The sequence below is a fragment of the Streptomyces sp. NRRL F-6492 genome (genome assembly GCF_001280125.1).
GTDB lineage: Bacteria > Actinomycetota > Actinomycetes > Streptomycetales > Streptomycetaceae > Streptomyces.
On sequence record NZ_LGEG01000242.1, the window covers coordinates 1 to 24,730 of the forward strand.

The 24,730-nt window shown below is 73.6% G+C and carries 21 protein-coding genes; 16 read left to right on the plus strand and 5 right to left on the minus strand.

The features are described from left to right. Positions 1-249 precede the first annotated feature (249 nt). The 3 genes from ADL08_RS25705 to ADL08_RS25715 all read left to right on the plus strand — a co-directional run bounded on the left by ADL08_RS25705 (position 250) and on the right by ADL08_RS25715 (position 3,103). Positions 250-927: a trimeric intracellular cation channel family protein gene (locus ADL08_RS25705; protein WP_053646966.1), complete on the plus strand. Its 678-nt coding sequence runs from the start codon at positions 250-252 to the stop codon at positions 925-927. Positions 928-950: 23 nt separating this feature from the next. Next, positions 951-1,838 (plus strand): thioesterase family protein, encoded by an 888-nt coding sequence (locus ADL08_RS25710; RefSeq protein WP_053646968.1) that lies wholly within the window; start codon positions 951-953, stop codon positions 1,836-1,838. Between the two features lie 101 nt (positions 1,839-1,939). Further along, a complete protein-coding gene (locus ADL08_RS25715) occupies positions 1,940-3,103 on the plus strand; it encodes a cysteine desulfurase family protein (protein ID WP_053646970.1) in 1,164 nt (387 codons plus the stop codon). Between the two features lie 53 nt (positions 3,104-3,156). Here the strand turns inward: ADL08_RS25715 and ADL08_RS25720 are convergent, their stop codons facing one another. Continuing rightward, the gene (locus ADL08_RS25720) at positions 3,157-3,807 is read right to left on the minus strand and encodes an N-acetylmuramoyl-L-alanine amidase (RefSeq protein ID WP_053646972.1); all 651 of its coding nucleotides are present in this window, start codon (positions 3,805-3,807) and stop codon (positions 3,157-3,159) included. A 61-nt stretch (positions 3,808-3,868) separates the two neighbouring features. On the opposite strand from ADL08_RS25720, the gene mnmA reads away from it, so the two are divergent. After that, complete coding sequence (gene mnmA, locus ADL08_RS25725; RefSeq protein ID WP_053646975.1) at positions 3,869-5,020, plus strand: tRNA 2-thiouridine(34) synthase MnmA; 1,152 nt, start codon at positions 3,869-3,871, stop codon at positions 5,018-5,020. A 4-nt stretch (positions 5,021-5,024) separates the two neighbouring features. On the opposite strand, the gene ADL08_RS25730 is transcribed toward mnmA, so the two are convergent. Together ADL08_RS25730 and ADL08_RS25735 are read right to left on the minus strand one after the other, a co-directional pair. After that, on the minus strand, positions 5,025-5,429 hold the full coding sequence (locus ADL08_RS25730; protein ID WP_053646977.1) for an NIPSNAP family protein: 405 nt from the start codon (positions 5,427-5,429) through the stop codon (positions 5,025-5,027). 9 nt (positions 5,430-5,438) lie between these two features. Continuing rightward, on the minus strand, positions 5,439-6,026 hold the full coding sequence (locus tag ADL08_RS25735; RefSeq protein ID WP_053646979.1) for a hypothetical protein: 588 nt from the start codon (positions 6,024-6,026) through the stop codon (positions 5,439-5,441). 76 nt (positions 6,027-6,102) lie between these two features. On the opposite strand from ADL08_RS25735, the gene ADL08_RS25740 reads away from it, so the two are divergent. From ADL08_RS25740 to gatB, 9 genes are all read left to right on the plus strand, one after another. Beyond that, positions 6,103-6,660, plus strand: a complete 558-nt coding sequence (locus tag ADL08_RS25740; protein WP_053646981.1) for a TIGR00730 family Rossman fold protein — start codon at positions 6,103-6,105, stop codon at positions 6,658-6,660. A gap of 7 nt (positions 6,661-6,667) precedes the next feature. Beyond that, positions 6,668-7,366, plus strand: a complete 699-nt coding sequence (locus tag ADL08_RS25745) for an SDR family oxidoreductase (protein WP_053646984.1) — start codon at positions 6,668-6,670, stop codon at positions 7,364-7,366. A 60-nt stretch (positions 7,367-7,426) separates the two neighbouring features. Beyond that, complete coding sequence (locus ADL08_RS25750) at positions 7,427-8,440, plus strand: methionine synthase (protein ID WP_053646986.1); 1,014 nt, start codon at positions 7,427-7,429, stop codon at positions 8,438-8,440. Between the two features lie 32 nt (positions 8,441-8,472). Beyond that, a complete protein-coding gene (ligA, locus tag ADL08_RS25755) occupies positions 8,473-10,662 on the plus strand; it encodes an NAD-dependent DNA ligase LigA (protein WP_053646988.1) in 2,190 nt (729 codons plus the stop codon). Between the two features lie 316 nt (positions 10,663-10,978). Then, the gene (locus ADL08_RS25760) at positions 10,979-13,099 is read left to right on the plus strand and encodes a putative bifunctional diguanylate cyclase/phosphodiesterase (protein WP_053646990.1); all 2,121 of its coding nucleotides are present in this window, start codon (positions 10,979-10,981) and stop codon (positions 13,097-13,099) included. A gap of 87 nt (positions 13,100-13,186) precedes the next feature. Further along, the gene (gene gatC, locus ADL08_RS25765; protein ID WP_015036350.1) at positions 13,187-13,483 is read left to right on the plus strand and encodes an Asp-tRNA(Asn)/Glu-tRNA(Gln) amidotransferase subunit GatC; all 297 of its coding nucleotides are present in this window, start codon (positions 13,187-13,189) and stop codon (positions 13,481-13,483) included. Positions 13,484-13,489: 6 nt separating this feature from the next. Further along, the gene (gene gatA, locus ADL08_RS25770) at positions 13,490-14,989 is read left to right on the plus strand and encodes an Asp-tRNA(Asn)/Glu-tRNA(Gln) amidotransferase subunit GatA (RefSeq protein ID WP_053646992.1); all 1,500 of its coding nucleotides are present in this window, start codon (positions 13,490-13,492) and stop codon (positions 14,987-14,989) included. Between the two features lie 5 nt (positions 14,990-14,994). Further along, complete coding sequence (locus ADL08_RS25775; protein WP_053646994.1) at positions 14,995-15,228, plus strand: hypothetical protein; 234 nt, start codon at positions 14,995-14,997, stop codon at positions 15,226-15,228. A 16-nt stretch (positions 15,229-15,244) separates the two neighbouring features. Next, positions 15,245-16,756 (plus strand): Asp-tRNA(Asn)/Glu-tRNA(Gln) amidotransferase subunit GatB, encoded by a 1,512-nt coding sequence (gatB, locus tag ADL08_RS25780; RefSeq protein ID WP_053646996.1) that lies wholly within the window; start codon positions 15,245-15,247, stop codon positions 16,754-16,756. Between the two features lie 73 nt (positions 16,757-16,829). On the opposite strand, the gene ADL08_RS38820 is transcribed toward gatB, so the two are convergent. After that, positions 16,830-18,671, minus strand: a complete 1,842-nt coding sequence (locus ADL08_RS38820; RefSeq protein WP_053646998.1) for a protein kinase domain-containing protein — start codon at positions 18,669-18,671, stop codon at positions 16,830-16,832. A 391-nt stretch (positions 18,672-19,062) separates the two neighbouring features. Between ADL08_RS38820 and ADL08_RS25790 the strand changes: the two genes are divergently transcribed. From ADL08_RS25790 to ADL08_RS25800, 3 genes are all read left to right on the plus strand, one after another. Further along, the gene (locus ADL08_RS25790) at positions 19,063-21,141 is read left to right on the plus strand and encodes a phosphocholine-specific phospholipase C (RefSeq protein WP_420709648.1); all 2,079 of its coding nucleotides are present in this window, start codon (positions 19,063-19,065) and stop codon (positions 21,139-21,141) included. A 220-nt stretch (positions 21,142-21,361) separates the two neighbouring features. Beyond that, positions 21,362-23,599, plus strand: a complete 2,238-nt coding sequence (locus ADL08_RS25795; protein WP_053647000.1) for an MMPL family transporter — start codon at positions 21,362-21,364, stop codon at positions 23,597-23,599. After that, the gene (locus tag ADL08_RS25800) at positions 23,577-24,146 is read left to right on the plus strand and encodes a GNAT family N-acetyltransferase (protein ID WP_053647002.1); all 570 of its coding nucleotides are present in this window, start codon (positions 23,577-23,579) and stop codon (positions 24,144-24,146) included. The genes ADL08_RS25795 and ADL08_RS25800 overlap by 23 nt, the downstream gene beginning before the upstream one ends. 81 nt (positions 24,147-24,227) lie before the next feature. Here the strand turns inward: ADL08_RS25800 and ADL08_RS25805 are convergent, their stop codons facing one another. Further along, positions 24,228-24,725, minus strand: coding sequence for a MarR family winged helix-turn-helix transcriptional regulator (locus ADL08_RS25805; RefSeq protein ID WP_053647004.1), 498 nt, complete (start codon positions 24,723-24,725; stop codon positions 24,228-24,230). Positions 24,726-24,730: the final 5 nt, after the last annotated feature.

Sequence of the window (24,730 nt, forward strand, 5' to 3'; positions counted from 1 at the left end):
GGGGGGGGGGGGGGGGGGGGGGCCCTCCCCGGGGGGGAAGGGCCGGGGGTGGGGGGGGTGGGGGGGGGGGCCCCCCCGGTCCCGTCAGGGTTTCGGGAAGGGGTGGGGTGGGGGAGCCCCCTCCCCACCCACCGGCGGTCTCCGCCGACGAACGGGGCGCGGGGTGCGGGGCACAAGGTCCCCCCCGCCCCCCAGGAGCCCCGCAGGGCAGCGCGCCGCCCCCACGGGAACTACCGGCACAATTGGGCGGTGCTCCACGACCTGTTCACCCCCTCCGTCCAACACGCCCTCGATCTCGTCGGCATCTTCGTGTTCGCCATCTCCGGCGCCCTCCTCGCCGTCCGGAAGAACTTCGACGTCTTCGGCATCGCCGTCCTCGCCGAGGTCACCGCCCTCGGCGGCGGTCTCCTCCGCGACCTGATCATCGGCGCCGTGCCGCCCGCCGCCTTCACCGACCTCGGCTACTTCCTCATGCCCCTGGTCGCGACGGTCCTCGTCTTCTTCCTGCACCCGCAGGTGGAGCGCACCCAGGTCGCCGTCAACGTGTTCGACGCCGCCGGGCTCGGCCTCTTCTGCGTGACGGGGACGACGAAGGCGTACGACTACGGCCTCGGCCTCACCTCCTCCGCCGCCCTCGGCCTCGCCACCGCCGTCGGCGGCGGCGTCCTGCGCGACGTGCTCGCCAACGAGGTGCCCTCGCTGCTGCGCTGGGACCGGGACCTGTACGCCGTCCCGGCGATCGTGGGCGCGACGACGGTCGTGCTCTGCATCCGCTTCGACGCCCTCAACGCCTTCACGAGCGGCGCCGCCGTCCTCACCGCCTTCGTGCTCCGCCTCCTCGCGATGCGCTACCACTGGCGCGCGCCCCGCGCCTGGAACCGCCGCTCCTCCACCCGCGAGGATCCGGAGAAAGCTACCGCTCAGTAGTAACCTGCGGTACCGTCGGATCCATGAGCACGAGCACCGAGACGAACGCCGCCGCGCCGTCCGCGGAGCCGTCCGCCGCGCCGTCCGTCGCGACGAACGAGTTCGACCGCGACACCGCCGTCACCCTCCGGGAGCCCGGCGTCTACGACGCCGACCTCTCCGCCGGCTGGACGATCATCCACGCCGTCAACGGCGGCTACCTCCTCGCCCTGCTCGGCCGCGCCCTCGGCCACCACCTCCCGCACCCCGACCCGTTCACGATCTCGGCGCACTACCTCACGCCGTCCGTGCCCGGCCCCGCGGTGATCCGGACCGAGACCGTCCGCACCGGCCGGACCCTCTCCACCGGCCAGGCCTCGCTCCTCCAGTACGCCGAGGACGGCACCGAGGTCGAGCGCATCCGCGTCCTCGCCTCGTACGGAGACCTCGACGCCCTCCCCGACGACGTCCGCACCAGCGCGACGCCCCCGGCGATGGCCCCGATCGAGAACTGCTTCGGCACCTCCGACGGCCCGGCCCCGGACCTTCCCGGCTCCTCCGCCATCACCGAGCGGCTCGACATCCGCCTCGACCCGGCCTGCGTCGGCTGGGCGATCGGCGCCCCCTCGGGCAAGGGCGAGATGCGCGCCTGGTTCGGCCTCGCCGACGGGCGCGAGCCCGACGCCCTCTCCCTGCTCCTCACCGTCGACGCCCTGCCGCCGACCTCCTTCGAGCTGGGCCTGAAGGGCTGGACCCCGACCGTCGAGCTCACCGCCCACGTCCGCTGCCGTCCGGCCCCCGGCCCGCTGCGGGTCTCCATCACCACCCGCAACCTGGCCGGCGGCTTCCTGGAGGAGGACGCCGAGGTCTGGGACAGCGCCGACCGCCTGGTCGCCCAGTCCCGCCAGCTGGCCCGCGCCCCGCGCGGCTGAAGCCACCGCCGCCCCCGCCCTTGCCGCACAGGGGCGGGGGCGGCGGCACAAACCGGCCAGGCGCGGGGAGCGCCCCGGCGGGCTCGTAGAATCGACCCACCATGGCTTACCTCGACCACGCCGCGACCACGCCCATGCTGCCCGAGGCGATCGAGGCGATGACCGCCCACCTCGCCGTCACGGGCAACGCCTCCTCCCTCCACGCCGCCGGACGGCGGGCCCGGCGGACCGTCGAGGAAGGGCGCGAGACCCTCGCCGCCGCCCTCGGCGCCCGGCCGAGCGAGGTCGTCCTCACCTCCGGCGGCACCGAGGCCGACAACCTCGCCGTCAAGGGCCTCTACTGGTCCCGCCGCGACGCCGACCCCCGCCGCGTCCGCGTCCTGGCCAGCCCGGTCGAGCACCACGCCGTCCTCGACGCCGTCGACTGGCTCGCCGTCCACGAGGGCGCGCGGGTCGAGTACCTGCCCGTCGACCGGTACGGCCGGGTGCACCCCGAGACCCTGCGCGAGGCGATCGCCCGCGACCCCGAAACCGTCGCCCTGGCCACCGTCATGTGGGCCAACAACGAGATCGGCACCCTCATGCCGGTCCGCGAACTCGCCGACGTCGCCGCCGAGTTCGGCGTCCCCCTGCACGCCGACGCGGTCCAGGCCGTGGGGCAGGTCCCGGTCGACTTCGCCGCCTCGGGACTCGCCGCCATGACCGTCTCCGGCCACAAGATCGGCGGCCCCTACGGCATCGGGGCCCTGCTCCTGGGCCGCGAGCACACCCCCGTGCCCGTCCTGCACGGCGGCGGCCAGGAGCGGCACGTCCGCTCCGGCACCCTCGACGTCCCGGCCGTCGCCGCCTTCGCCGTCGCCGCCCGGCTCGCCGCCGAGCGGCGCGAGGAGTTCGCCCGCGAGGTCGGCGCCCTGCGCGACGAGCTCGTCACCGCCGTCCGTACGGCCGTCCCCGACGCGGTCCTCGGCGGCGACCCCGTCGACCGGCTCCCCGCCAACGCCCACTTCAGCTTCCCGGGCTGCGAGGGCGACTCGCTGCTCCTGCTGCTCGACGCGGCCGGCATCGCCTGCTCCACCGGCTCCGCCTGCACCGCCGGCATCGCCCAGCCCAGCCACGTCCTGCTCGCCACCGGCACCGATCCCGACCTGGCCCGGGGCACCCTGCGCTTCTCGCTCGGCCACACCTCCACCGAGGAGGACGTGGCGGCGGTGGCCGGGGCGATCGGCCCGGCCGTCGAGAGGGCCCGCACGGCCGGCCTCACCTGAGGCCCCGGGGCCCTTCCGGCGGGCCCCGGCCCCGCCCGGGCCCCGCGGCCCCCTCACGCGGGCTTCTTCGACGCCTCCCGCACGAGCCGCATGTACCGGTCCCAGTCCCAGTGCGGACCGGGATCGGTGTGGTCGGTGCCCTCGACCTCGACGTGCCCGATGACGTGCTCCCGGTCCACGGGTATCCCGTACCGGGCGCAGATGTCCGCCGTCAGCCGCGCCGAGCCCGCGTACATCGCCGCCGTGAAGTCCTGCGGCCGGTCCACGAAGCCCTCGTGCTCGATGCCGATGCTCCGCTCGTTCATGTCCCGGTTCCCGGCGTGGAAGGCCACGTCGAGCTCCCGGATCATCTGCGCCACGTGCCCGTCCTTGCGGACCACGTAGTGCGTGGCGGCCCCGTGCCCCGGGTTCTTGAAGACCTTCAGGGCGGTCGCGTAGCTGCCCTGCACGACGTGGATCACGACCCGGTCGACCGTGTAGTCGTCCGGCCGGTCTGCCCGCCGCCAGTTCGCCCGCGCCGCCGACGTCCACTCGGCGGACGCGTGGTCGAGCTCCCCCTCGACCCGCTTCCGCCGCGTCCCCGGCAGCCGCCACCAGGCGCGCGCCAGCTCTTCCCGGGCGAGCACGGCCGTGCCCACCACGGCGGCCCCGCCGCCGAGCAGGACGGCCCGCCGTCCCACCGCCCTGTTCCCCTTGCTCCCCATGTCGTGGAGAACGCTTACTACCGCGACCGGGGTTCCCGGCGCCCCGTACCCTGGTGGGGCTATGACTGAGACCCCGCCCCAGCGCCCCCACGCCCGCCCCCTCCGGGTCCTCGCCGCCATGTCGGGCGGAGTGGACTCCGCCGTCGCCGCCGCCCGTGCCGCCGAGGCGGGCCACGACGTCACCGGCGTCCACCTCGCCCTCTCCGCGAACCCGCAGTCGTTCCGCACCGGAGCGCGCGGCTGCTGCACGATCGAGGACTCCCGCGACGCGCGCCGGGCCGCCGACGTCATCGGCATCCCCTTCTACGTGTGGGACCTGGCCGAGCGGTTCCGCGAGGACGTCGTGGACGACTTCGTCGCGGAGTACGAGGCCGGCCGCACCCCCAACCCCTGCCTGCGCTGCAACGAGAAGATCAAGTTCGCGGCGCTCCTCGACAAGGCGCTCGCCCTCGGCTTCGACGCGGTCTGCACCGGCCACTACGCCACCGTCGTCCTGAACGAGGACGGCACCCGCGAGCTGCACCGCGCCTCCGACATGGCCAAGGACCAGTCGTACGTCCTCGGCGTGCTCGACGAGAAGCAGCTCGCGCACGCGATGTTCCCGCTGGGCGACACCCTCACCACCAAGGACGAGATCCGCGCGGAGGCCGAGCGGCGCGGGCTCGCGGTCGCGAAGAAGCCCGACAGCCACGACATCTGCTTCATCGCCGACGGCGACACCCAGGGCTTCCTCGCCGCCCGCCTCGGCAGGGCGGAGGGCGACATCGTCGACGAGGCGGGCGCGAAGGTCGGCACCCACGAGGGCGCGTACGGCTTCACCATCGGCCAGCGCAAGGGCCTGCGGATCGGCCACCCGGCCGCCGACGGGAAGCCCCGCTACGTCCTGGACATCTCGCCGGTGAACAACACGGTGACGGTCGGCCCGGTCGAGGCGCTCGACGTCACCGCCCTGACCGCGATCAAGCCCCGCTGGTGCGGCACCGCCCCCGAGGGCCCCGGCCGCTACACCGCCCAGCTGCGCGCCCACGGCGGCGAGACGCCGGTGGGCGCGTCCCTGGAGGACGGCGAGCTGAAGGTCGTCTTCGACGAGCCCGTCCGGGGCGTGGCCCCCGGCCAGGCGATCGTCCTGTACGACGGCACGCGCGTGGTGGGCTCGGCGACGATCGCGACGACGACCCGCAGGACGACGGAGCCGGCCCCGGCCACCGCCTGAGCCGTCACCGCCCGGGGACCGGCCGGTCCCGGTCCCCGGCCCGGGGCGCCTCCTCCGGATCCCCGGTCGCCGGTCCGGGCGCGGTGCCGGCCGCCGCGAGATCGCCGGGAAGCAGCGGACGCATGAAAGTGCGCTCGTGACGCAGCACGCAGCCGCTGTCGTCGCGGATGCGGTCCGCCTCGATGAACTCGGGGTCCCGTCCGAAAAGCCTTCGGTACTCCTCGTAGGCGGCCAGGCCCGGAAAACTGAACAGGGCCAGGGCCTCGTCGCTCGCGCCCTCCGCCGGAAGGAAGTACCCGTGGTGCGTGCCGCCGTGGGCCCGCACCAGCTCCATCCAGCGGCGGCCGAACCGCTCGAAGGCCTCGATCTTCCTCGGGTCGATCGTGTACCGCACGACACATGTGATCATGGGCCAAGGCTAGGACCCGTCCGGGAAGCCCCGTTCCTCCGCGAGGGATTCCGCGAGGAACTCCGCCAGGACCGGGGCCAGGACGTGCGGGGCGACCTCGTGCGTCTGGCCCGTCAGGGTGCGGTGCCGGGCCCGGGGGAGGGCCGCCGCCAGGGCTCGGGCCGCGCGCCGGGTCTCCACCGGGCTGAAGCCCCCGTCGACCACGAGCACGCGCGCGGAGAACCGGCCGAGGGGCGCGCCGGTGTACGGCGGCTCGTAGACCGACACCGCGCCCACCGGCAGTCCGGCCGCCGCGGCGGCGAGGGCGAGGGTGCCGCCGGTGCCCGTGCCGTGCACGGCCGCCCCCGGCCCCGCCGCCTCCAGGACGGCCGCCAGGTCCTCGACCTCCCGCCCGGCGTCCCCGCGCCCCCGGCGGTCGTACGCCACGACCGGGAAGCGCCGGGCGAGCAGCCCGGCCAGCGCCCGTCCGCCCGCCGCCCCCGGGGCCCCGTCCACCAGGACGAGCGGCGGCCCGTCCCCGTCCCCGTACCGCTCGTACGCGACCGTCGTCCCGTCCCGTGACGTGACGCGTCCCCCGAACCTGTTCACCTCGTCCATGGCAGGGCAGACCGGGGCCGCCGCCGGAACTCATCGCCCCGGCCCGGACTTCTCCGGGAGCCGTACGGTGGGGCCCATGAACATCTGCGTCTTCCTCTCCGCCGCCCGCCTCGACGAGCGGTACACGGGCCCGGCCCGCGAGTTCGCCACCCTGCTCGGGAAGGCCGGCCACACCCTCGTGTGGGGAGGTTCCGACACCGGTCTGATGAAGGTCGTCGCGGACGGAGTCCAGGAGGCGGGCGGCCGGCTCGTCGGCGTCTCCGTCGACTTCCTCGCCCACAAGGCCCGCCCGAACGCCGACGAGATGGTCGTCACCGAGGACCTCGCGCGGCGCAAGGCGCTCCTCCTCGCCAAGTCCGACGCGATCGTCGTCATGGTCGGCGGCACCGGAACCCTCGACGAGGCCACCGAGATCCTGGAGCTGAAGAAGCACGGCAAGCACCGCAAGCCGGTGGTCCTGCTCAACACGGCGGGCTTCTACGACGGCCTGAAGGAGCAGTTCCGGCGCATGGAGGAGGAAGGCTTCCTCCCGATCCCCCTCGCCGACCTCGTCTTCTTCGCGGACGACGGCCCGGCGGCCCTCGCCCGCCTGGAGGCGGAGATCGCCTCCTCCGCGCCCTCCGTCCCCCGCTGATGCGAGCATGGGGGCCATGGCTACTCATGTGATCACCGGCGCCGGTTCCGGCATCGGCGCGGCCGTCGCGCGCCGCCTCCACGCGCGCGGGGACGAACTCGTGCTCCACGCGCGCGACGCGGGCCGGGCCAAGGAGCTCGCCGCCGAGTTCCCCGGCGCCCGCACCCTCGTCGGCGACCTCGCGGACCCGGACCGGCTGTCCTGGGCGTTCTCGCACCAGAGCCTGCCCGAGCGGGTGGACGGCCTGCTGCACGTCGCGGGCGTCGTCGACCTCGGGCCGGTCGGCGAGCTCACCCCCAAGACCTGGCACCACCAGCTGAACGTGAACCTGGTCGCCCCGGCCGAGCTCACCCGCCACTTCCTGCCCCAACTGCGGGTCTCCCAGGGCCACGTCGTCTTCGTGAACTCGGGCGCCGGGCTCAACGCGCACGCCGAGTGGGGCGCGTACGCCGCCTCCAAGCACGGCCTGAAGGCCCTCGCGGACTCCCTGCGCCACGAGGAGCACGCCCACGGCGTCCGGGTCACCTCGGTCTACCCGGGCCGCACCGCCAGCCCCATGCAGGTCAAGGTGCACCAGCAGGAGGGCAAGGAGTACGACCCGTCGAAGTGGATCGACCCCGAGTCGGTCGCGACGGCGGTCCTCGCCGCGCTCGACCTGCCGCGCGACGCCGAGATCAACGACCTCACCGTCCGCCCGGGGCGCTGACGAAGGGGCGGGGACGGCGCCCGCGCCGCCCCCGGAGCCCCCGGCACGTACGCTTCCCGGGTGAGCGACACGACCGAGAAGAACGACTTCCCCTGGGGCCCCGCCACCGGCGTCGGATCCCTGCCCGGCGGCGACGCCCGCGAGGCCGCCAAGACCGTCACCGGCTCCTTCGAGGACTTCCCGTTCCTCGCGGAGCTGCCCGCGCGCGGGCCCGGCGCCGACATGATCGGCCGGACGATCGGGATGCTCGTCGACCTGTACGCGCACGTGGAGCCGAGCGGCTGGCGGATCAGCGACCGGCCGGGCCGCGACACCCGGCGGGCCCGCTCCTGGCTCGGCGAGGACCTCGACGCCCTGGAGGAGTTCACCCAGGGGTACGAGGGCGCGCTCAAGGTGCAGGCGGTGGGCCCCTGGACGCTCGCCGCGGCCCTGGAGCTGCGCGGCGGCGAGGCCGCCCTCGGCGACGCGGGCGCCTGCCGGGACCTGACGGGATCGCTCGCCGAGGGGCTCCACCAGCACCTGGCCGAGGTGCGCAGGCGCGTGCCCGGGGCCCGGGTGGTCCTCCAGCTCGACGAGCCCTCCCTCACCGCCGTGCTGCGCGGCCGGGTCCGCACGGCCAGCGGGTACCGCACGTACCGGGCCGTGGACCGGCAGGCCGTGGAGGGCGCCCTGCGGGACGTGGCCGCCGTCCACGACGGGCCGGTGGTCGTCCACTCCTGCGCCCCCGACGTCCCCTTCGCGCTGCTGCGGCGGGCCGGCGTCGCCGGGATCTCGTTCGACTTCGGACTGCTCACCGAGCGTGACGAGGAGGTGATCGGGGAGGCCGTGGAGGGCGGCACGAAGCTCTTCGCCGGTGTGGTGCCGTCCACCGACGGCCCGTTGTCGGACCCGGGCGGTAGCGTCATGGGTGTCAGGACGCTGTGGCGCAGGCTGGGGCTGAATCCGGGGACCCTCGCGGAGTCCGTGGTGATCACCCCCACGTGCGGGCTCGCGGGCGCGTCGCCCGCCCACGCCCGTACGGCGCTCGCCCACTGCGTCCGGGCTGCGAAGTCGCTCGCGGACAACCCGGAGTGACCGGGGACCGAGGCACGGGAGGACGGACGAAGGTGGCAGTCGACGAGGGGGCCCTGCCCGCCGGGGCACGGGAGAAGCACGCGGACCTGGCCGAGCGCATCGAGGAGCACCGCTTCCGGTACTACGTGAAGGACCAGCCGGTCGTCAGCGACGGCGAGTTCGACGAGCTCCTGCGCTCCCTGGAGGCGCTGGAGGAGGAGTACCCGGAGCTGCGGACGCCCGACTCGCCGACCCAGAGGGTCGCCGGGCAGTACGAGACCGATTTCACCGCCGTCGAGCACCGCGAGCGCATGCTCTCCCTCGACAACGCCTTCGACGACGAGGAACTGGCCGCCTGGGCCGAGCGGGTCGCCCGGGACGTCGGCACGCCCGACCACCGCTTCCTGTGCGAGCTGAAGGTCGACGGCCTGGCCGTGAACCTGACGTACGAGCACGGGCGGCTGACCCGCGCCGCGACCCGCGGCGACGGGCGCACCGGCGAGGACATCACGCCCAACGTGCGCACGATCTCCGACATCCCCGAGCGGCTGAGCGGCGACCGGATCCCGGACCTCGTGGAGGTCCGCGGCGAGGTCTACTTCCCGATGGAGGCCTTCCTCGGGCTCAACGCCCGCCTGGTCGAGGCCGGCGACAAGCCCTTCGCCAACCCGCGCAACGCGGCCGCCGGTTCGCTCCGCCAGAAGGACCCGAAGGTCACCGCCTCCCGCCCGCTCCACATGGTGGTGCACGGCATCGGCGCCCGCGAGGGCTTCGACATCGCCCGGCTCTCCGAGGCCTACGGGCTGCTCCACGAGTGGGGCCTGCCCACCGCCCGGCACAACAGGGTGGTGGACACGCTCGACGAGGTGCGGGAGTTCATCGCGTACTTCGGGGAGAACCGGCACTCCGTCGAGCACGAGATCGACGGCGTCGTCGTCAAGCTGGACGAGATCCCGCTCCAGGGCCGGCTGGGCTCCACGGCCCGCGCCCCGCGCTGGGCGATCGCCTGGAAGTACCCGCCGGAGGAGGTCAACACCAGGCTGGTCGACATCAAGGTCGGCGTCGGCCGGACCGGGCGCGTCACCCCGTACGCGCAGGTGGAGCCGGTGACCGTGGCCGGTTCCGAGGTCGAGTTCGCCACCCTCCACAACCAGGAGGTGGTCAAGGCCAAGGGCGTCCTGATCGGCGACACGGTCGTGCTGCGCAAGGCCGGCGACGTCATCCCGGAGATCCTCGGGCCGGTCGCGGACCTGCGGGACGGCAGCGAGCGGGAGTTCGTGATGCCGTCCGAGTGCCCCGAGTGCGGGACGCCGCTGAAGCCGATGAAGGAGGGCGACATCGACCTCCGCTGTCCGAACGCCCGGACCTGCCCGGCCCAGCTGCGCGAGCGGCTCTTCTTCCTGGCCGGACGGCAGTGCCTGGACATCGAGCACTTCGGCATGGTGGCCGCCGCGGCGCTGACCGGACCCCTGGAGCCGGCGGAACCGCCGCTCGCCGACGAGGGCGGCCTCTTCGACCTCACCATCGAGCGGCTCCTGCCGATCAAGGCGTACGTCCTCGACCCGAGCAGCGGCCTGCCCAAGCGGGACCCGAAGACCGGCGAGGACAAGATCGTCACCGTCTTCGCCAACCAGAAGGGCGAGCCGAAGAAGAACGCCCTGGCGATGCTGAGGAACATCGAGGAGGCGAAGACCCGGCCGCTGGCCCGCTTCATCAACGGCCTGTCGATCCGGCACGTGGGACCGGTCGCGGCCGCGGCCCTGGCCCGCGAGTTCCGCTCCCTGGAGCGGATCGAGCAGGCGAGCGAGGAGGAGCTGGCGGCCGTCGACGGGGTCGGCGGGATCATCGCGGCGGCGGTGAAGCAGTGGTTCACCGAGGAGTGGCACCGCGAGATCGTGCGCAGGTGGCGCGCCGCCGGAGTCGCCCTGGAGGACGAGGGCGCCGGCGAGGACGAGGGGCCGCGCCCGCTGGAGGGCCTCACGGTCGTGGTGACCGGCACCCTGGAGAAGTTCACCAGGGATGGCGCAAAAGAGTCGCTCCAGGGCCTCGGAGCGAAGGTGACCGGTTCCGTTTCGAAGAAGACCTCCTTTGTCGTAGTGGGGGAAAACCCTGGTTCGAAGTACGACAAGGCGATGCAGCTGAAAGTTCCGGTTCTGGACGAGGGGGGCTTCTCGATCCTGCTCGAACAGGGACCCGACGCCGCCCGGGAGGCCGCGGTCCCCATCCCCGACGCCCCCCAATAGACCCTTTCCGTCCCGGAAAACGTCACCCGTTCGGCACATACCAGATGGTGAGGGGTGACCAGCCCTCATTCGGGCAAGACAGGAAGAGCGCTGCCCCTCGGAGCCCTCGGCGGCCTAATGTGGTGACCGTGCGTCTCGTCCTGCACGGCCGGGCGAGGGCTCTGCCGGTCGTGGCGTCAGGACAACGGCCCCGTGGTACGAGGAGCGGCCGCCCGCCGGCGGCCCCGCACCGGGCGACGACGGCCGGACGACGGACGGCCGCCTGCCCGCGGCCCATCGCACACCGACGGCACCGCCGCCTGTGAGAGGGACGGACATGGAACCGACCGAGAGCGCCGCCCCGGTCCCCCGGCCGCACGGCCGCGTGGTCCCCCGGGGCTCCACCTCCCGGCTGCCCGCAGCCGTGGTGGGCATCGCCGCCGTCGTGCTCGCCGCCGGGCTCCAGCAAGCCCTGACCGCCGGACACGGACTCTTCCCCGGCGGGGTCACCGGCTGGTCCCTCGCCCTCCTCACCGGCCTCATCGTCGGCCACCTGGTCGCCCTCGGCCGCGACCGCTGGTGGGGCGGCACCGGCTCCGGCGCCGCCCTCACCCTCGCCGTCCTGCTGCTCTACGGCTGGGTGCCCGCCGGACTCGTCTCGCTGACCGTCGTCATCCTCGTCGGCGCGGCCCGCCACCACCGCTGGCGACAGGGCCTGCTGCACGGCGCCGCCGACGTCCTGGGCGTCGGCGCCGCCGCCCTCGTCCTCGCCCTCTTCGACGACGTGCCCACCGTCCAGCGGCCCTGGCAGCCCCTCGACTGGACGATCGGGGACCTCCCGGAGATCGTGCTCGCCGCGACCACCTACCTCGTGGTCACCCGGCTCCTCCTGTGGTACACCCTCGCCCCCCAGGGCCGCGGCCTGCCCACCGTCGCCCGCACCGCCCTCCTCCGGCAGGGCCTCGTCGCCGTCGCCCTGCTCGGCATCGCCCCCCTCATCTGCGCCGTCGCCGCGAGCCGCCCGGTCCTCCTGCCGCTCTTCGCCGTCCCCCTCATCGCCCTCGACTCCACCCTCTGGATCGCCCGCGCCCGCGCCGAGGAGCAGCTGCGCGACCCGCTCACCGGCCTCCCCAACCGCCAGTGGCTCCTGGAGCGGGCCTGGACCGCCCTGGAGGACGCCGAGGGCGAGGGGGCCCGCGCCGCCCTCGTCCTCATCGACCTCGACCGCTTCCGCTCGGTCAACGACACCCTCGGACACCTCGCCGGCGACCGGCTGCTCCTCCAGATCGCCGACCGGCTCCGCCTCGCCCTGCCCCGCGGCGCCGAGGCCGCCCGGCTCGGCGGCGACGAGTTCGCCGTCCTGCTGCCCACCGCCGACTCCACCACCAGCGCCCAGCGCGTCGCCCGCCACCTCGTCGCCGAGCTGTCCTCCCCGCTCGACCTCGACGGCCTCACCCTCGTCCTGGAGGCCAGCGCCGGCGTCGCCGTCTTCCCCGACCACGCCCTCGACGCCGAGGGCCTGCTGCGCCGCGCCGATGTCGCCATGTACCAGGCCAAGCGGGACCGCACCGGAGTCGAGGTCTACGAGTCCAAGCGCGACTCCAACACCCCCGACCGGCTCGGACTCCTCGGCGACCTGCGCCGCGCCCTCGACGCCCACGAGGTCGAGCTCCACTACCAGCCCAAGGTCCGCTTCGACGGCCAGGTCGCCGGTCTGGAGGCGCTCGTCCGCTGGGTCCACCCCGAGCGCGGAAAGGTTCCCCCGGACGAGTTCATCGCCATCGCCGAGTCCTCCGGCCTGATGCCCCACCTCACCGAGTACGTCCTGGAGACCGCCCTCGCCCAGGTCGCCCGCTGGCGCGCCCAGGGCCTCGACGTCCCGGTCGCCGTCAACGTCTCCCCGCGCGACGTCCACACCCCCGGCTTCGCGGGCGCCGTCGCCGCCCGGCTCGCCCGCCACGGCGTCCCGGCCGGCTCCCTCCAGCTGGAGATAACGGAACACGTCCTCCTGGAGGACCCCCAGCGGGCCGCCGACACGCTCAACGGACTCACTGGCCACGGGGTCAAGATGTCCCTCGACGACTTCGGCACCGGCTACTCCTCCCTCGTCCACCTGCGCCGGCTGCCGGTCAGCGAGCTGAAGATCGACCGCTCCTTCGTGGCCCGGCTCGCCGTCGACACCGAGGACGCCGAGATCGTCCGCTGCACCGTCGACCTCGCCCACTCCCTCGGCCTCCTCGTCGTCGCCGAGGGCGTCGAGGACGACGAGACCTGGGAGCGGCTGCGCGACCTGGGCTGCGACGCCGTCCAGGGCTGGCTGGTCGCCGCCGCCATGCCGCCCGACGAGGCGACCGCCTGGCTCCTGGCCCGCGGCGAGCACGGCTGGCGCCGCCCCGCCGACCTCGCGCCCCCGGCCGACCTGGACCACCCCTCGGGGCAGGTCGCCCCCCGGAGCTGACCCGGCCCGGCGAAACCGTTTCACGGGCTGTGGCACCGGGCCCCTAGGATGGACCGACACCATCAAGCTCACCCCGTGAGGAACCGCATGCCTGGCATCACGCGCGAGGAGGTCGCCCACCTCGCACGGCTGGCGCGTCTGGAGCTGAAGGGCGAAGAACTCGATCACTTCGCCGGCCAGCTCGACGACATCATCGGCGCGGTCGCCCGCGTCTCCGAGGTCGCCGACCAAGACGTACCGCCGACCTCCCACCCGCTGCCGCTGACCAACGTCATGCGCGCGGACGAGGTCCGTCCGTCGCTCACCCCCGAGCAGGCGCTCTCCGGCGCCCCGGCCCAGGAGCAGCAGCGTTTCAAGGTGCCGCAGATCCTGGGGGAGGACTAACAAGCCATGACGGACAACATCATCATCAAGCTCACCGCGGCCGAGATCGCCGGGAAGATCGCCGCCGGCGAGCTGACCGCCGTCGAGGTCACCGAGGCCCACCTCGCCCGCATCGAGGCCGTCGACGAGAAGGTCCACGCCTTCCTGCACGTCGACCGCGACGGCGCCCTCGCCCAGGCCCGCGCCGTGGACGAGAAGCGCGCCCGGGGCGAGAAGCTCGGCCCGCTCGCCGGTGTGCCGCTCGCGCTCAAGGACATCTTCACCACCGTCGGCATCCCGACCACCGTGGGCTCGAAGATGCTGGAGGGCTGGATCCCGCCGTACGACGCGACCCTGGTCAAGAACCTGAAGGCCGCCGACGTCGTCATCCTCGGCAAGACCAACATGGACGAGTTCGCGATGGGCTCCTCCACGGAGAACAGCGCCTACGGCCCGACCGGCAACCCCTGGGACCTCACCCGGATCCCCGGCGGCTCCGGCGGCGGCTCGTCGGCCGCCCTCGCCGCGTACGAGGCGCCCCTCGCCATCGGCACGGACACCGGCGGCTCCATCCGCCAGCCCGCCGCCGTCACCGGCACGGTCGGCGTCAAGCCGACCTACGGCGCGGTCTCCCGCTACGGCATGGTGGCCTTCTCCTCCTCCCTCGACCAGGGCGGCCCCTGCGCCCGCACGGTCCTGGACGCGGCCCTGCTGCACGAGGCGATCGCCGGGCACGACCCGCTCGACTCCACCTCCATCGACGCCCCGGTCCCGCCGGTCGTCGAGGCCGCCCGCAACGGCTCCGTCGCCGGCATGCGCGTCGGCGTCGTCAAGCAGTTCCGCGGCGAGGGCTACCAGGCCGGCGTCCTGCAGCGCTTCGACGAGTCCGTCGAGCTGCTGAAGTCGCTGGGCGCCGAGATCGTCGAGCTGGACTGCCCCACCTTCGACCTGGCCCTCTCGGCGTACTACCTGATCGCGCCGTCCGAGTGCTCCTCGAACCTGGCCCGCTTCGACGCCATGCGCTACGGCCTGCGGGTCGGCGACGACGGCACCCGGTCCGCCGAGGACGTCACCGCCCTCACCCGCGAGGCCGGCTTCGGCGACGAGGTCAAGCGCCGCATCATCCTCGGCACGTACGCGCTCAGCTCCGGCTACTACGACGCGTACTACGGTTCGGCCCAGAAGGTCCGCACCCTCATCACCCGCGAGTTCGAGCAGGCCTTCGAGGAGGTGGACGTGATCGTCTCCCCGACGACCCCCACCACCGCCTTCCCGATCGGCGAGCGCGCCGACGACCCGATGGCCATGTACCTCGCGGACCTGTGCACCATTCCGACCAACCTGGCCGGCAACGCCGCCATGTCGCTGCCCTGCGGCCTCGCGCCCGAGGACGGCCTGCCGGTCGGTCTGCAGATCATCGCCCCCGCCCTGAAGGACGACCGGCTCTACAGGGTCGGAGCCGCCGTCGAGGCCGCCTTCGTGGAAAAGTGGGGACACCCGTTGCTGGAGGAGGCTCCGTCGCTGTGAGTGCCATGGCAAAGAAGGCCAAGAACTTCAAGAAGTCCAAGACCGGTCTGTACGTCTCGCTGGCCACCACCGCCTTCGGCGCGGTCAGCGTCGCCAAGCAGGCCAAGCTGGCCCGCAACGACAACGACGTCCTGCGGCTGCTCGACGCCGCGGTGTCCGCCGCTGCCATCGCGACCGGCCTGGCGATCCTCTACCGGGAGCTGAAGCGCCTGGGCGACGAAGACGTCCTGCTGGGCTGAGAGGGAAAGTCTCACCGTGACTGTCACTGAACTGCTGTCGTACGAAGCGGCGCTCGCCGAGTACGACCCCGTCATGGGCCTGGAGGTCCATGTCGAGCTCGGCACGCGGACCAAGATGTTCTGCGGGTGCTCCACCGAGCTGGGCGCGGACGCCAACTCGCAGACCTGTCCGACCTGCCTCGGCCTGCCCGGCTCGCTCCCGGTCGTCAACGCGATCGGCGTCGAGTCCGCCATCAAGATCGGTCTCGCGCTGCACTGCGAGATCGCCGAGTGGTGCCGCTTCGCCCGGAAGAACTACTTCTATCCGGACATGCCGAAGAACTTCCAGACCTCCCAGTACGACGAGCCGATCGCCTTCAACGGCTACCTGGACGTCCAGCTGGAGGACGGCGAGGTCTTCCGCGTGGAGATCGAGCGCGCCCACATGGAGGAGGACACCGGCAAGTCCACCCACATCGGCGGCGCGACCGGCCGCATCCACGGCGCCTCGCACTCGCTGCTCGACTACAACCGGGCCGGCATCCCGCTCATCGAGATCGTCACCAAGCCGATCGAGGGCGCGGGCGAGCGGGCCCCCGAGGTCGCCAAGGCGTACGTCGCCGAGCTGCGCGAGCTGATCCGCGCCCTGGGCGTCTCCGAGGCGCGCATGGACAAGGGCCAGATGCGCTGCGACGTGAACCTGTCGCTGCGCCCGCACGGCACCGAGAAGTTCGGCACCCGCTCGGAGACGAAGAACGTCAACTCGCTCCGTTCGGTGGAGCGCGCGGCGCGCTTCGAGATCCAGCGCCACGCGGCCGTCCTGTCCTCCGGCGGGACGATCGTGCAGGAGACCCGTCACTTCCACGAGGACGACGGCTCCACCACCTCCGGCCGCATCAAGGACAACGCCGAGGACTACCGCTACTTCCCCGAGCCGGACCTGGTGCCGGTGGCCCCCTCCCGCGAGTGGGTCGAGGAGCTGCGGGGAGGCCTGCCCGAGCTGCCGCGCGTGCGCCGCAACCGGCTGCGCGAGGAGTGGGGCGTGTCCGAGCTGGACATGCAGTCCATCCTCAACGCGGGCGCGGTCGACCCGATCGTCGCCACGATCGAGGCGGGCGCGGACGCGGCCTCGGCCCGCAAGTGGTGGCTGGGCGAGCTCGCCCGCAACGCCAACGAGCAGGGCGTCTCCCTGGAGGAGCTGGCGATCGCCCCGGCGGACGTGGCCCGGGTCTCGGCCCTGGTGGCCGCCGGCGACCTCAACGACAAGCTGGCCCGTCAGGTCATCGAGGGCGTCCTCGCCGGCGAGGGCACCCCGGACGAGGTCGTCGAGAAGCGCGGTCTGAAGGTCGTCTCCGACGACGGCGCGCTCGGCACCGCGGTCGACGAGGCCATCGCGGGCAACGCGGCGATCGCGGACAAGATCCGCGGCGGCAAGGTCGCGGCGGTCGGCGCCCTGGTGGGCGCGGTCATGAAGGCCACCCGCGGCCAGGCGGACGCGGCGAAGGTCAAGGACCTGATCCTGGAGAAGCTGGGCGTCTCCGAGGGCTGAGTCCCTCTCCGTACGCGTACGGACGAAGAGCGGCCCCGCACCGGAGTTCCGGTGCGGGGCCGCTGCCGTTCCGCTACTTGCCGAGCAGGGGGTCGGCGAGCACGAGCCGGCCCATGTCGCAGGAGTCCGCCGGGTCCTCGTACGCGATGTTCAGGCGTAGGCCGTGGTCCAGGTCGAGCGTCAGCTTCTCCGGCTTGCCCAGATCGATCACGCCGGTGTAGAGGGCCTTCCCGTCGACCGTGATGGTGAGGCGGGCGGTGGTCTTGGGCGAGGAGTCGTCGATCCCGGCGGTCATGGTGAGGGTCTTCCACTCGGTGCCCAGGTTGTACGCGGCGGACCCCGAGCACTCCTCGTCGATGCCCTCGGGGACCAGCGCCGTCTCGTAGTAGACGGCCTTGACCGTGCCGCTGCCGACGGCCAGCGAGGCGTACGGGGCGTCGCCCACGTCCTTGAGGGTGGTGAGGGAGACCGTGTCCGGTCCGGGGCCGGGGGTGTGCCCGGACGGGGACGCGCTGTCCGTCGGAGAGGCGGAGCCGGGCGTCTCCGCGGACGAGGGGGGATCCACGGGCGTGCCGGACGCGGTGCCGGCGGTGCTGGTGCTCCGGTCCGGGGCGGCGCCGTTCGCGGCATCGTCCCCGCCGGCCTTCCCGTCGTTCAGGAACCTCATCGCGACGGCCGTGCCACCGGCCAGCAGGGCGACCGCGAGGGCGGCGGCCAAGGCCACGGCGAGCTTCTTGCGTCTGGTCCGGGGAGGCGTGGCGGAGGCCGGCTCGGGCGCCCCGGGGCCGGCCACGGGCGCGACCGACGGGGCCGTCGGCGGATGCTGTGCCGCGACCGGCTGCCGGGCCGGTGGGGGCGGTACGACCGGTTGGGCGGTCGGGGCCGCGGCCGGGGTCCCGGGCTGCTGCGGGGCGAGGGGCCACGCCGGCGGGGCGACCGGGACCGGTGGTGCGGCCGGGACCGGCGGGGCGGCCGGGGTCGGCGGGACCGCGTCCGCGACCGTCGCCGGGCGTGAGGTCGTCGTGGTGGACACCACCCCGTGCCGTACGTCCTTCACCCAGGACGACAGGGAGATCGGGCGCCGCGCGGCGTCGGCCGAGGCGATGTCGAGCACCCGGTTCCGCTGGTCCTCCGGCAGCCCGGCGATCTGCGGCAGCGCGCGGAACGCGCCGACCAGCTGCTCGGGCGCGGTCGGCGGGGACTGCCCGCTGAGCAGGAAGTAGGCGATGGCGCCGAAGGCGTAGCGGTCGGTGGCCGGGGTGCGCTTGCCCTCGAAGATCTCGGGGGCCGCGTAGCCGGGGGTGAACCACACCTCGGCGGTCTGGTGGTCGGCGGTCAGCTTGCTGAGGCCGAAGTCGACGAGGGTCGCCTGCCCGTGCTCGTCCACCATGACGTTGCCCGGCGAGAGGTCGCCGTGGACGACCGTGCGCCCGGACGGGGTGGCCTTCCCGGAGTGCAGCCAGTCGAGGACGTCCGCGAGCTGCTCCAGGGTCCGCATCACCTCGCGCCGCTCGGCGGGGGAGACGAGGGTGCGCTCGGCCCGCCAGTCGCGCAGGTCGAGGCCGTCGACGTGGTTCATGACGAGCACCAGGGCCCGGCCGGTGATCGTCCCGGACTCGCCGGGCCGGTGGATCGGCGGGCCCTGGAAGTGCTCCCGCACGCCGACGACGCCGGGGCGGTGCACGAAGCGGAGCAGCTCGGCCTGCTCGTTCCACTTCCGGCTGATCCGCTCGAAGATCTCGGGCGTGATCGTCGTCTTCGAGTCGAGGACCTTGACGACGACCGGTTCCGCACCTCCCGCCAGTTCGATCTCGGCGAGGTAGAGCACGGCCTCGCCGCCGCGCCCGATGGACCGGAGGAGCCGGTACCGGTCGGGAGCGGAGTCGGGGCCGATGTGGTGTGCCGTCCTGCTCAAGTTTCCCCCAGGGCACAGTGATTGACAGGCGCTCAGCTTGCCGCTCCGGCGGTCCCGGGGTCAACGCGGCTGCGTACGCCCGGAATCACCCGGCCCCGGCGCGGGCTCCGGGGCCCCGGACCGGGCCTCGGGCCGCCCGTAACCGGGCCGGACCGCGCCTCGGCCCCGCCCGTAACCGGGCCTCGGGGCCCCGCCCCGTACCCGTGACGCACGACCCCCGTCATGGCCGGAAATCGATTGGATTCCCGTCACGTCCCCTTGGACGTTCACCACCGCGCCCCCGAGGGGCCTCCTCGTCGTCATCCCGTCTCACTACCGTCCCCGACGAACCACCCAATGGCTCGAAGGAGAACCATTGGCCGTCGACTGGAGGTCGGTCTTGTCGTCCGAGATGTCCCGCAGAAGGCTCCTCGCACTGGGCGGAGGCGCCCTCGGTGCCGCCGCGGCCGGATCGCTGCTGCCGCCGTCACTGCAGGCCGCGATGGCCGCGGAGCCCCACTCCGGAGGCCTTTCGGCGGTCCGGCACGTGGTGGTCCTGATGCAGGAGAACCGTTCCTTCGACCACTACTTCGGCACCCTCCGCGGCGTGCGCGGATTCGGCGACCGCAATGCCATTGAGCTTCCCTCCGGCCGCCCGGTCTTCGAGCAGCCCGCCGACGCCGGCCGCACCGTGCTCCCCTTCCCGATCCGGGACGCCGCCGAGGCGCAGCAGAAGGACCTCCAGTACATCGGCGATCTCGACCATTCCTGGGGCGGCGGCGCCAAGGCCTGGCACGGCGGCTGGATGGACGGCTGGGTTTCGGCCAAGACCGCCGCCACCATGGCGTACTACGACCGGCGCGACATCCCCCTGCACTACGAGCTGGCCGACACCTTCACCGTCTGCGACGCCTACCACTCGTCGATCCACACCTCGACGAGCCCCAACCGCAACCACCTCTGGTCCGGCTGGACCGGCCACGAGGCCGACGGCAGCCGGGCCGTCACCAACGCCGCCTACGCCGAGGCCACCCACCCCGGCTACGGCTGGTCCACCTACGCCGAGCGGCTCGAAGCCGCCGGGCGGAGCTGGAAGACGTACACCGAGTGGGAGAACTTCACCGACAACAACATCGAGTTCTTCACCACCTTCAAGAAGATCGCCCGCAAGGCGCTCGCCCGCACCGGCGGCCACACCTTCATGGAGTCCTTCTACGCCGCCGTGCGCGGCACGAAGGACCCCGCCGGGCGGGCCCGGCTCCTCGGCCTGCTCGAAGAGGGCGTCGCGGACCTCACGAAGGCCGAGCGCTCCCTCTTCGAGCGCGGGCTCCGCCGCGTCGAGAGCGGCACCCTCGCCGACGCCTTCCGCGCCGACGTCGCCGCCGGGACCCTCCCCGAGGTCTCGTACCTCGTGCCCTCCGCGATCGACTCCGAGCACCCGGGCTCCTCCTCCCCGGTCGCCTCCGCCACCCTCGTCTACAAGGTGCTCGACGCCCTCGGCTCCCACCCGGACGTCTGGCGCCACACCGTCGTCCTGATCAACTACGACGAGAACGACGGCTTCTTCGACCACGTCCCGCCGCCGGTCCCGCCCGCCGACACCACGGACGAGCGCTGGCAGGGGCAGCCGACCGGCCTCGGCATCCGCGTCCCGCTGCTCGTCGTCTCCCCCTGGTCGGTCGGCGGCTACGTCTGCTCCGAGACCTTCGACCACACCTCCGTGATCCGCTTCCTGGAGAAGCTGACCGGCGTCCGCGAGCCCAACATCACCCCCTGGCGCCGGACCGTCACCGGCGACCTCACCTCCGCCTTCGACTTCCACCGGGCCCGCCGGCGGCCCGAGGTCGAGCGGCCCGGCCCGGTCCCGCCGTTCACCGGCCGCTGGCGGCCCCGGCCCCCGGCCGTGCAGCGGATGCCCGTCCAGGAGCCCGGCGTCCGTCCCGCCCGCCCCCTGCCGTACCAGCCGGACGCCGCCGCCACCGTCCGCTCCGGTGCCGTCACGGTCGCGCTGAGCAACCGGGGGAGGGCGAGCGCGCACTTCGCCCTCTACCCGTACGCGGGCGAGTTCGCCGTCCCGCAGCACAAGGACGTCAGGGGTGCGGGGGAGTGGACCGTCCCCGTCCCGGGCGACCGCTACCGCTTCACGATCACCGGCCCCAACGGTTTCCGCCGCGAGTTCGAGGGCCCCGCCGCGGGCGGCGCCGAGCTGGCCACCCGGATCGACCACCACGACCGCGACCTGCACCTCACCGTGCGGAACACCGGCCGCGCCCCCGTCTCCTTCACCGTCCGGCCGCTGGGGTACGGGGACGAGGACGACCTCGCGGACTGGACCCGCACCGTCACCGTGAAGCCCGGCAGGACCCGTACCGTCGTCCACTCGGCCGCCGACGCGCACGGCTGGTACGACGTCGAGGTGACCGCCCCCGGAGGCTTCCGCCGCCGGCTCATGGGCCACATCGAGAACGGGCGCGCCAGCGTCTCCGGCTGAGCGCGCGGTGAGCCGGGGCGCGGGGGCCGCGCGGGGGCCGGAGCCTCCGCGCCCGGCCCCGCGCCCGGCCCCCGCGCCCCGGTGAACGACACCCTTGTGACCATCGACACGAAAGGGGCAAACGATCACGTTCTGCTGCGAGAGTGGGCGCACGTAGGTCATGCGTTCTTTTCGGGCCGTTCCCGGGAAAGATCCACGAACCACCCAGGGAGCACCTCCTTTGGCAGCCATCGCCCGGTGGTGCGTCCGGCACCGCCTCGTCGCCGTCCTCCTCTGGCTCCTCGCCCTCGGCGGGGCCGGCGCCGGGGCGGTCCTCGCGGGGAACGCGTACTCCAACGACTACGAGGTCCCCGGCACCGAGTCCGGCCGCGCCACCGCCCTCCTCGAACGGGGCTTCCACGGCCTCGGCGGCGACGGCGACACCATCGTCTGGCACACCGAACGCGGCAGCGTCCGCGCCGACGCCGTCCAGGAACGGATGACCGGCGTGCTCCGCGAGGTCGCCGAGCTGCCCGGCGTCGCCGCCGTGACCTCCCCCTACGGGGACGCGGCGGGGCGGATCAGCGAGGACGGGCGCACCGCCTACGCCACCGTCACCTTCGCCGCCCGGGCCGACGACGTCCCCGAGGGACAGGCGAAGGCCCTCGTCGACACCGCCGAGGGCGCCGCGACCGACGACCTCCAGGTGGAGCTCGGCGGCACCGTCGTCGCCCTCACCGAGGCCCCCGGCGGGCACGTCGCGGAGGTCGTCGGCGTCGCCGTCGCGGCCGTCGTCCTCTTCCTCGCCTTCGGCTCGCTCGCCGCCTCCGTGCTCCCCATCGCCACCGCGCTCGTCAGCGTCGGCATCGCGTACTCCGGGATCGTGCTGCTCGGCCACCTGATGACCGTCGCCGACTTCGCCCCCATGCTCGGCATGCTCGTGGGCCTCGGCGTCGGCATCGACTACGCGCTGTTCATCGTGACCCGGCACCGCAAGGGCCTCAAACGCGGCCTGCCCGTCGCCGAGGCCGCCGAGACCGCCGTCGCCACCACCGGCCGCGCCGTCGTCTTCGCCGGGGCCACCGTCTGCATCGCCCTGCTCGGCATGCTGATCCTGCGGCTGGGCTTCCTCAACGGCGTCGCCATCGCCGCCTCCCTCACCGTCGTCCTCACGGTCGCCGCCTCCGTCACGCTCCTGCCGGCGCTGCTCTCCCTGATCGGCATGCGCGCCCTGTCCCGGCGCGAGCGCCGGACCCTGGCCGAGCACGGGCCGCAGCCCGAGCCGCCCACCGGCTTCGCCGCCCGCTGGTCCGCCTTCGTGGAGCGCCACCCCAAGCTCCTCGGGGCCGTCGCCGCCGTCGTCATGGCCGTCCTGGCGCTGCCCACCCTCTCGCTCCACCTCGGCACCTCCGACCAGGGCAACGGCCCGGCCACCGCGACCACGCGGAAGGCCTACGACCTGCTCGCCGAGGGCTTCGGCCCCGGCGTCAACGGCCCCCTCACCCTCGTCGCCGGACTCGACGGCGCCGACGACCGGATCGCCCTCGACCAGCTGCCGGCCGCGCTCTCCGCGACCAAGGGCGTCGCGGCCGTCTCCCCGGTCACGTACAACAGCTCCGGCGACACCGCCGTCCTCACCGTCGTCCCCGACTCCTCGCCGCAGTCGAAGGCGACCAGCGAGCTGGTCGACCGGCTGCGCCAGGACGTCCTGCCCGGGGCCGAGGCGGGCACCTCCCTCGACGTGAACGTGGGCGGCGTCACCGCCTCGTACGACGACTTCGCCGAGATCATCGTCGGCAAGCTGCCGCTCTTCGTCGGCGTCGTCATCGCCCTCGGCTGTCTGCTGCTCCTGCTCGCCTTCCGCTCGATCGGCATCCCGCTCAAGGCCGCCGTCATGAACGTCATGGCCGTCGCCGGCGCCTTCGGCGTCGTCGTGGCGGTCTTCCAGTGGGGCTGGGGGAGCGAGCTCCTCGGCCTCGGCAGCGCCGGCCCGATCGAACCCTTCCTCCCCGTGATCATGGTCTCCGTCCTCTTCGGACTCTCCATGGACTACCAGGTCTTCCTGGTCAGCCGGATGTACGAGGAGTGGCTGGAGACCGGCGACAACCGGCGGGCGGTCCGGGTCGGCCTCGCCGAGACCAGCCGGGTGATCAACTCCGCCGCCGTCATCATGATCTCCGTCTTCCTGGCGTTCGTGCTCTCCGGCGACCGGGTGATCGCGATGTTCGGCATCGCGCTGGCGGCCGCCGTCGCCCTCGACGCCTTCGTCCTGCGCACCCTCCTGGTCCCCGCCCTCATGCACCTCCTCGGCGGCGCCAACTGGTGGCTGCCGAAGGGGCTCGACCGCCTGCTGCCCCGGATCAGCGTCGAACCTCCGGAGTGCCGGGCCACCGCCGACGCGCGTGCGAAGATCCCCGCACAGCGTCTGACGGTCCCGACCACGGAGGAGAACGAGGATGTTCGCGATATCGCTGGGTGACGACGGCGCCGAGCTGCGGCCCCTGGAGCCCTGGCGGGCCGAGGAGTTCCTGGCCCACATGGACCGGGGACGGGAGTACGTCGGGCGGCACATCGGCCTGCCGGACGTCGTCACGGACCTGGACTCCGCCCGCTCCTTCCTCCGCTCGTACGCGGAGAAGGCCGCGAACGACGCGGGCCGGATCCACGGCATCTGGACCGGGGGCACCCTGGTCGGCGGCGTCATGTTCCGGACCATGGACGTGCGGTACGGCACCGCCGAGGCGGGCTGCTGGCTGGAGCCGTCCGCCGCCGGGAAGGGCCTGGTCACCCGGGCCTGCCGGGTCATCATCGACTGGGCGGTCGAGGAGCGCGGCATCCACCGCGTCGAGTGGTACGCCTCCACGGAGAACGGGGCGAGCGTCGCCGTCGCCCGCCGCCTCGGGATGACGAAGGAGGGCGTCCTGCGCGAGAACTACCCGCACCGGGGCACGCGCACGGACACGGAACTCTGGTCGGTCCTGGCCCCGGAGTGGCGCGCGGCGAAGAAGGAGCGGACGGGGGCGTAGCCCGCCTCCGGCACTTCTCTCGGCCCCCGGCGCCCCCTTCGGCACCCCGGCCGTCGGAGCCCCGTCCGCCCGGCGCCCCCCTCAGCACCCCCCGGCCGCCGGAGGCCCGTCCGCCCCGGGTTCGGCGCGCAGACGGGCGGCGACGGCTTCGGAGATCTCGGTGAGCGCGTCGAGCTGCGCCGGGGTCAGCGGTCCGGTCAGCAGGTGGCGGATGTGCTCCGCGCGCCGGGGGAAGGCCCCGGCGACGGCCTCCCGGCCCCGCGGGGTGAGGGCGACGACCGCGCCCCGGGAGGAGCCGGGACATCGCTCCCGGGTGATCAGGCCGCGCCCGGCCATCCGGGTCAGGTGGTGGTGCAGCCGGCTCTTCTCGAACAGGGTCACCCCGCTCAGCTCGTAGGGCCGCAGCCGCCCCTCCGGAGCCCGCACGAGCGCGCCGAGGATGGCGAAGTCCGGTTCGGAGAGGCCGGTGTCCTGCTGGAGCCGGCGGGCCAGCTGCGGCCAGAACAGCGTCTGCATCTCGAAGAACGCGTTCCAGGCCTTCTCCTCGTGCCCGTCGAGCCACTCCGAGGTGCCGCTCATCTCCA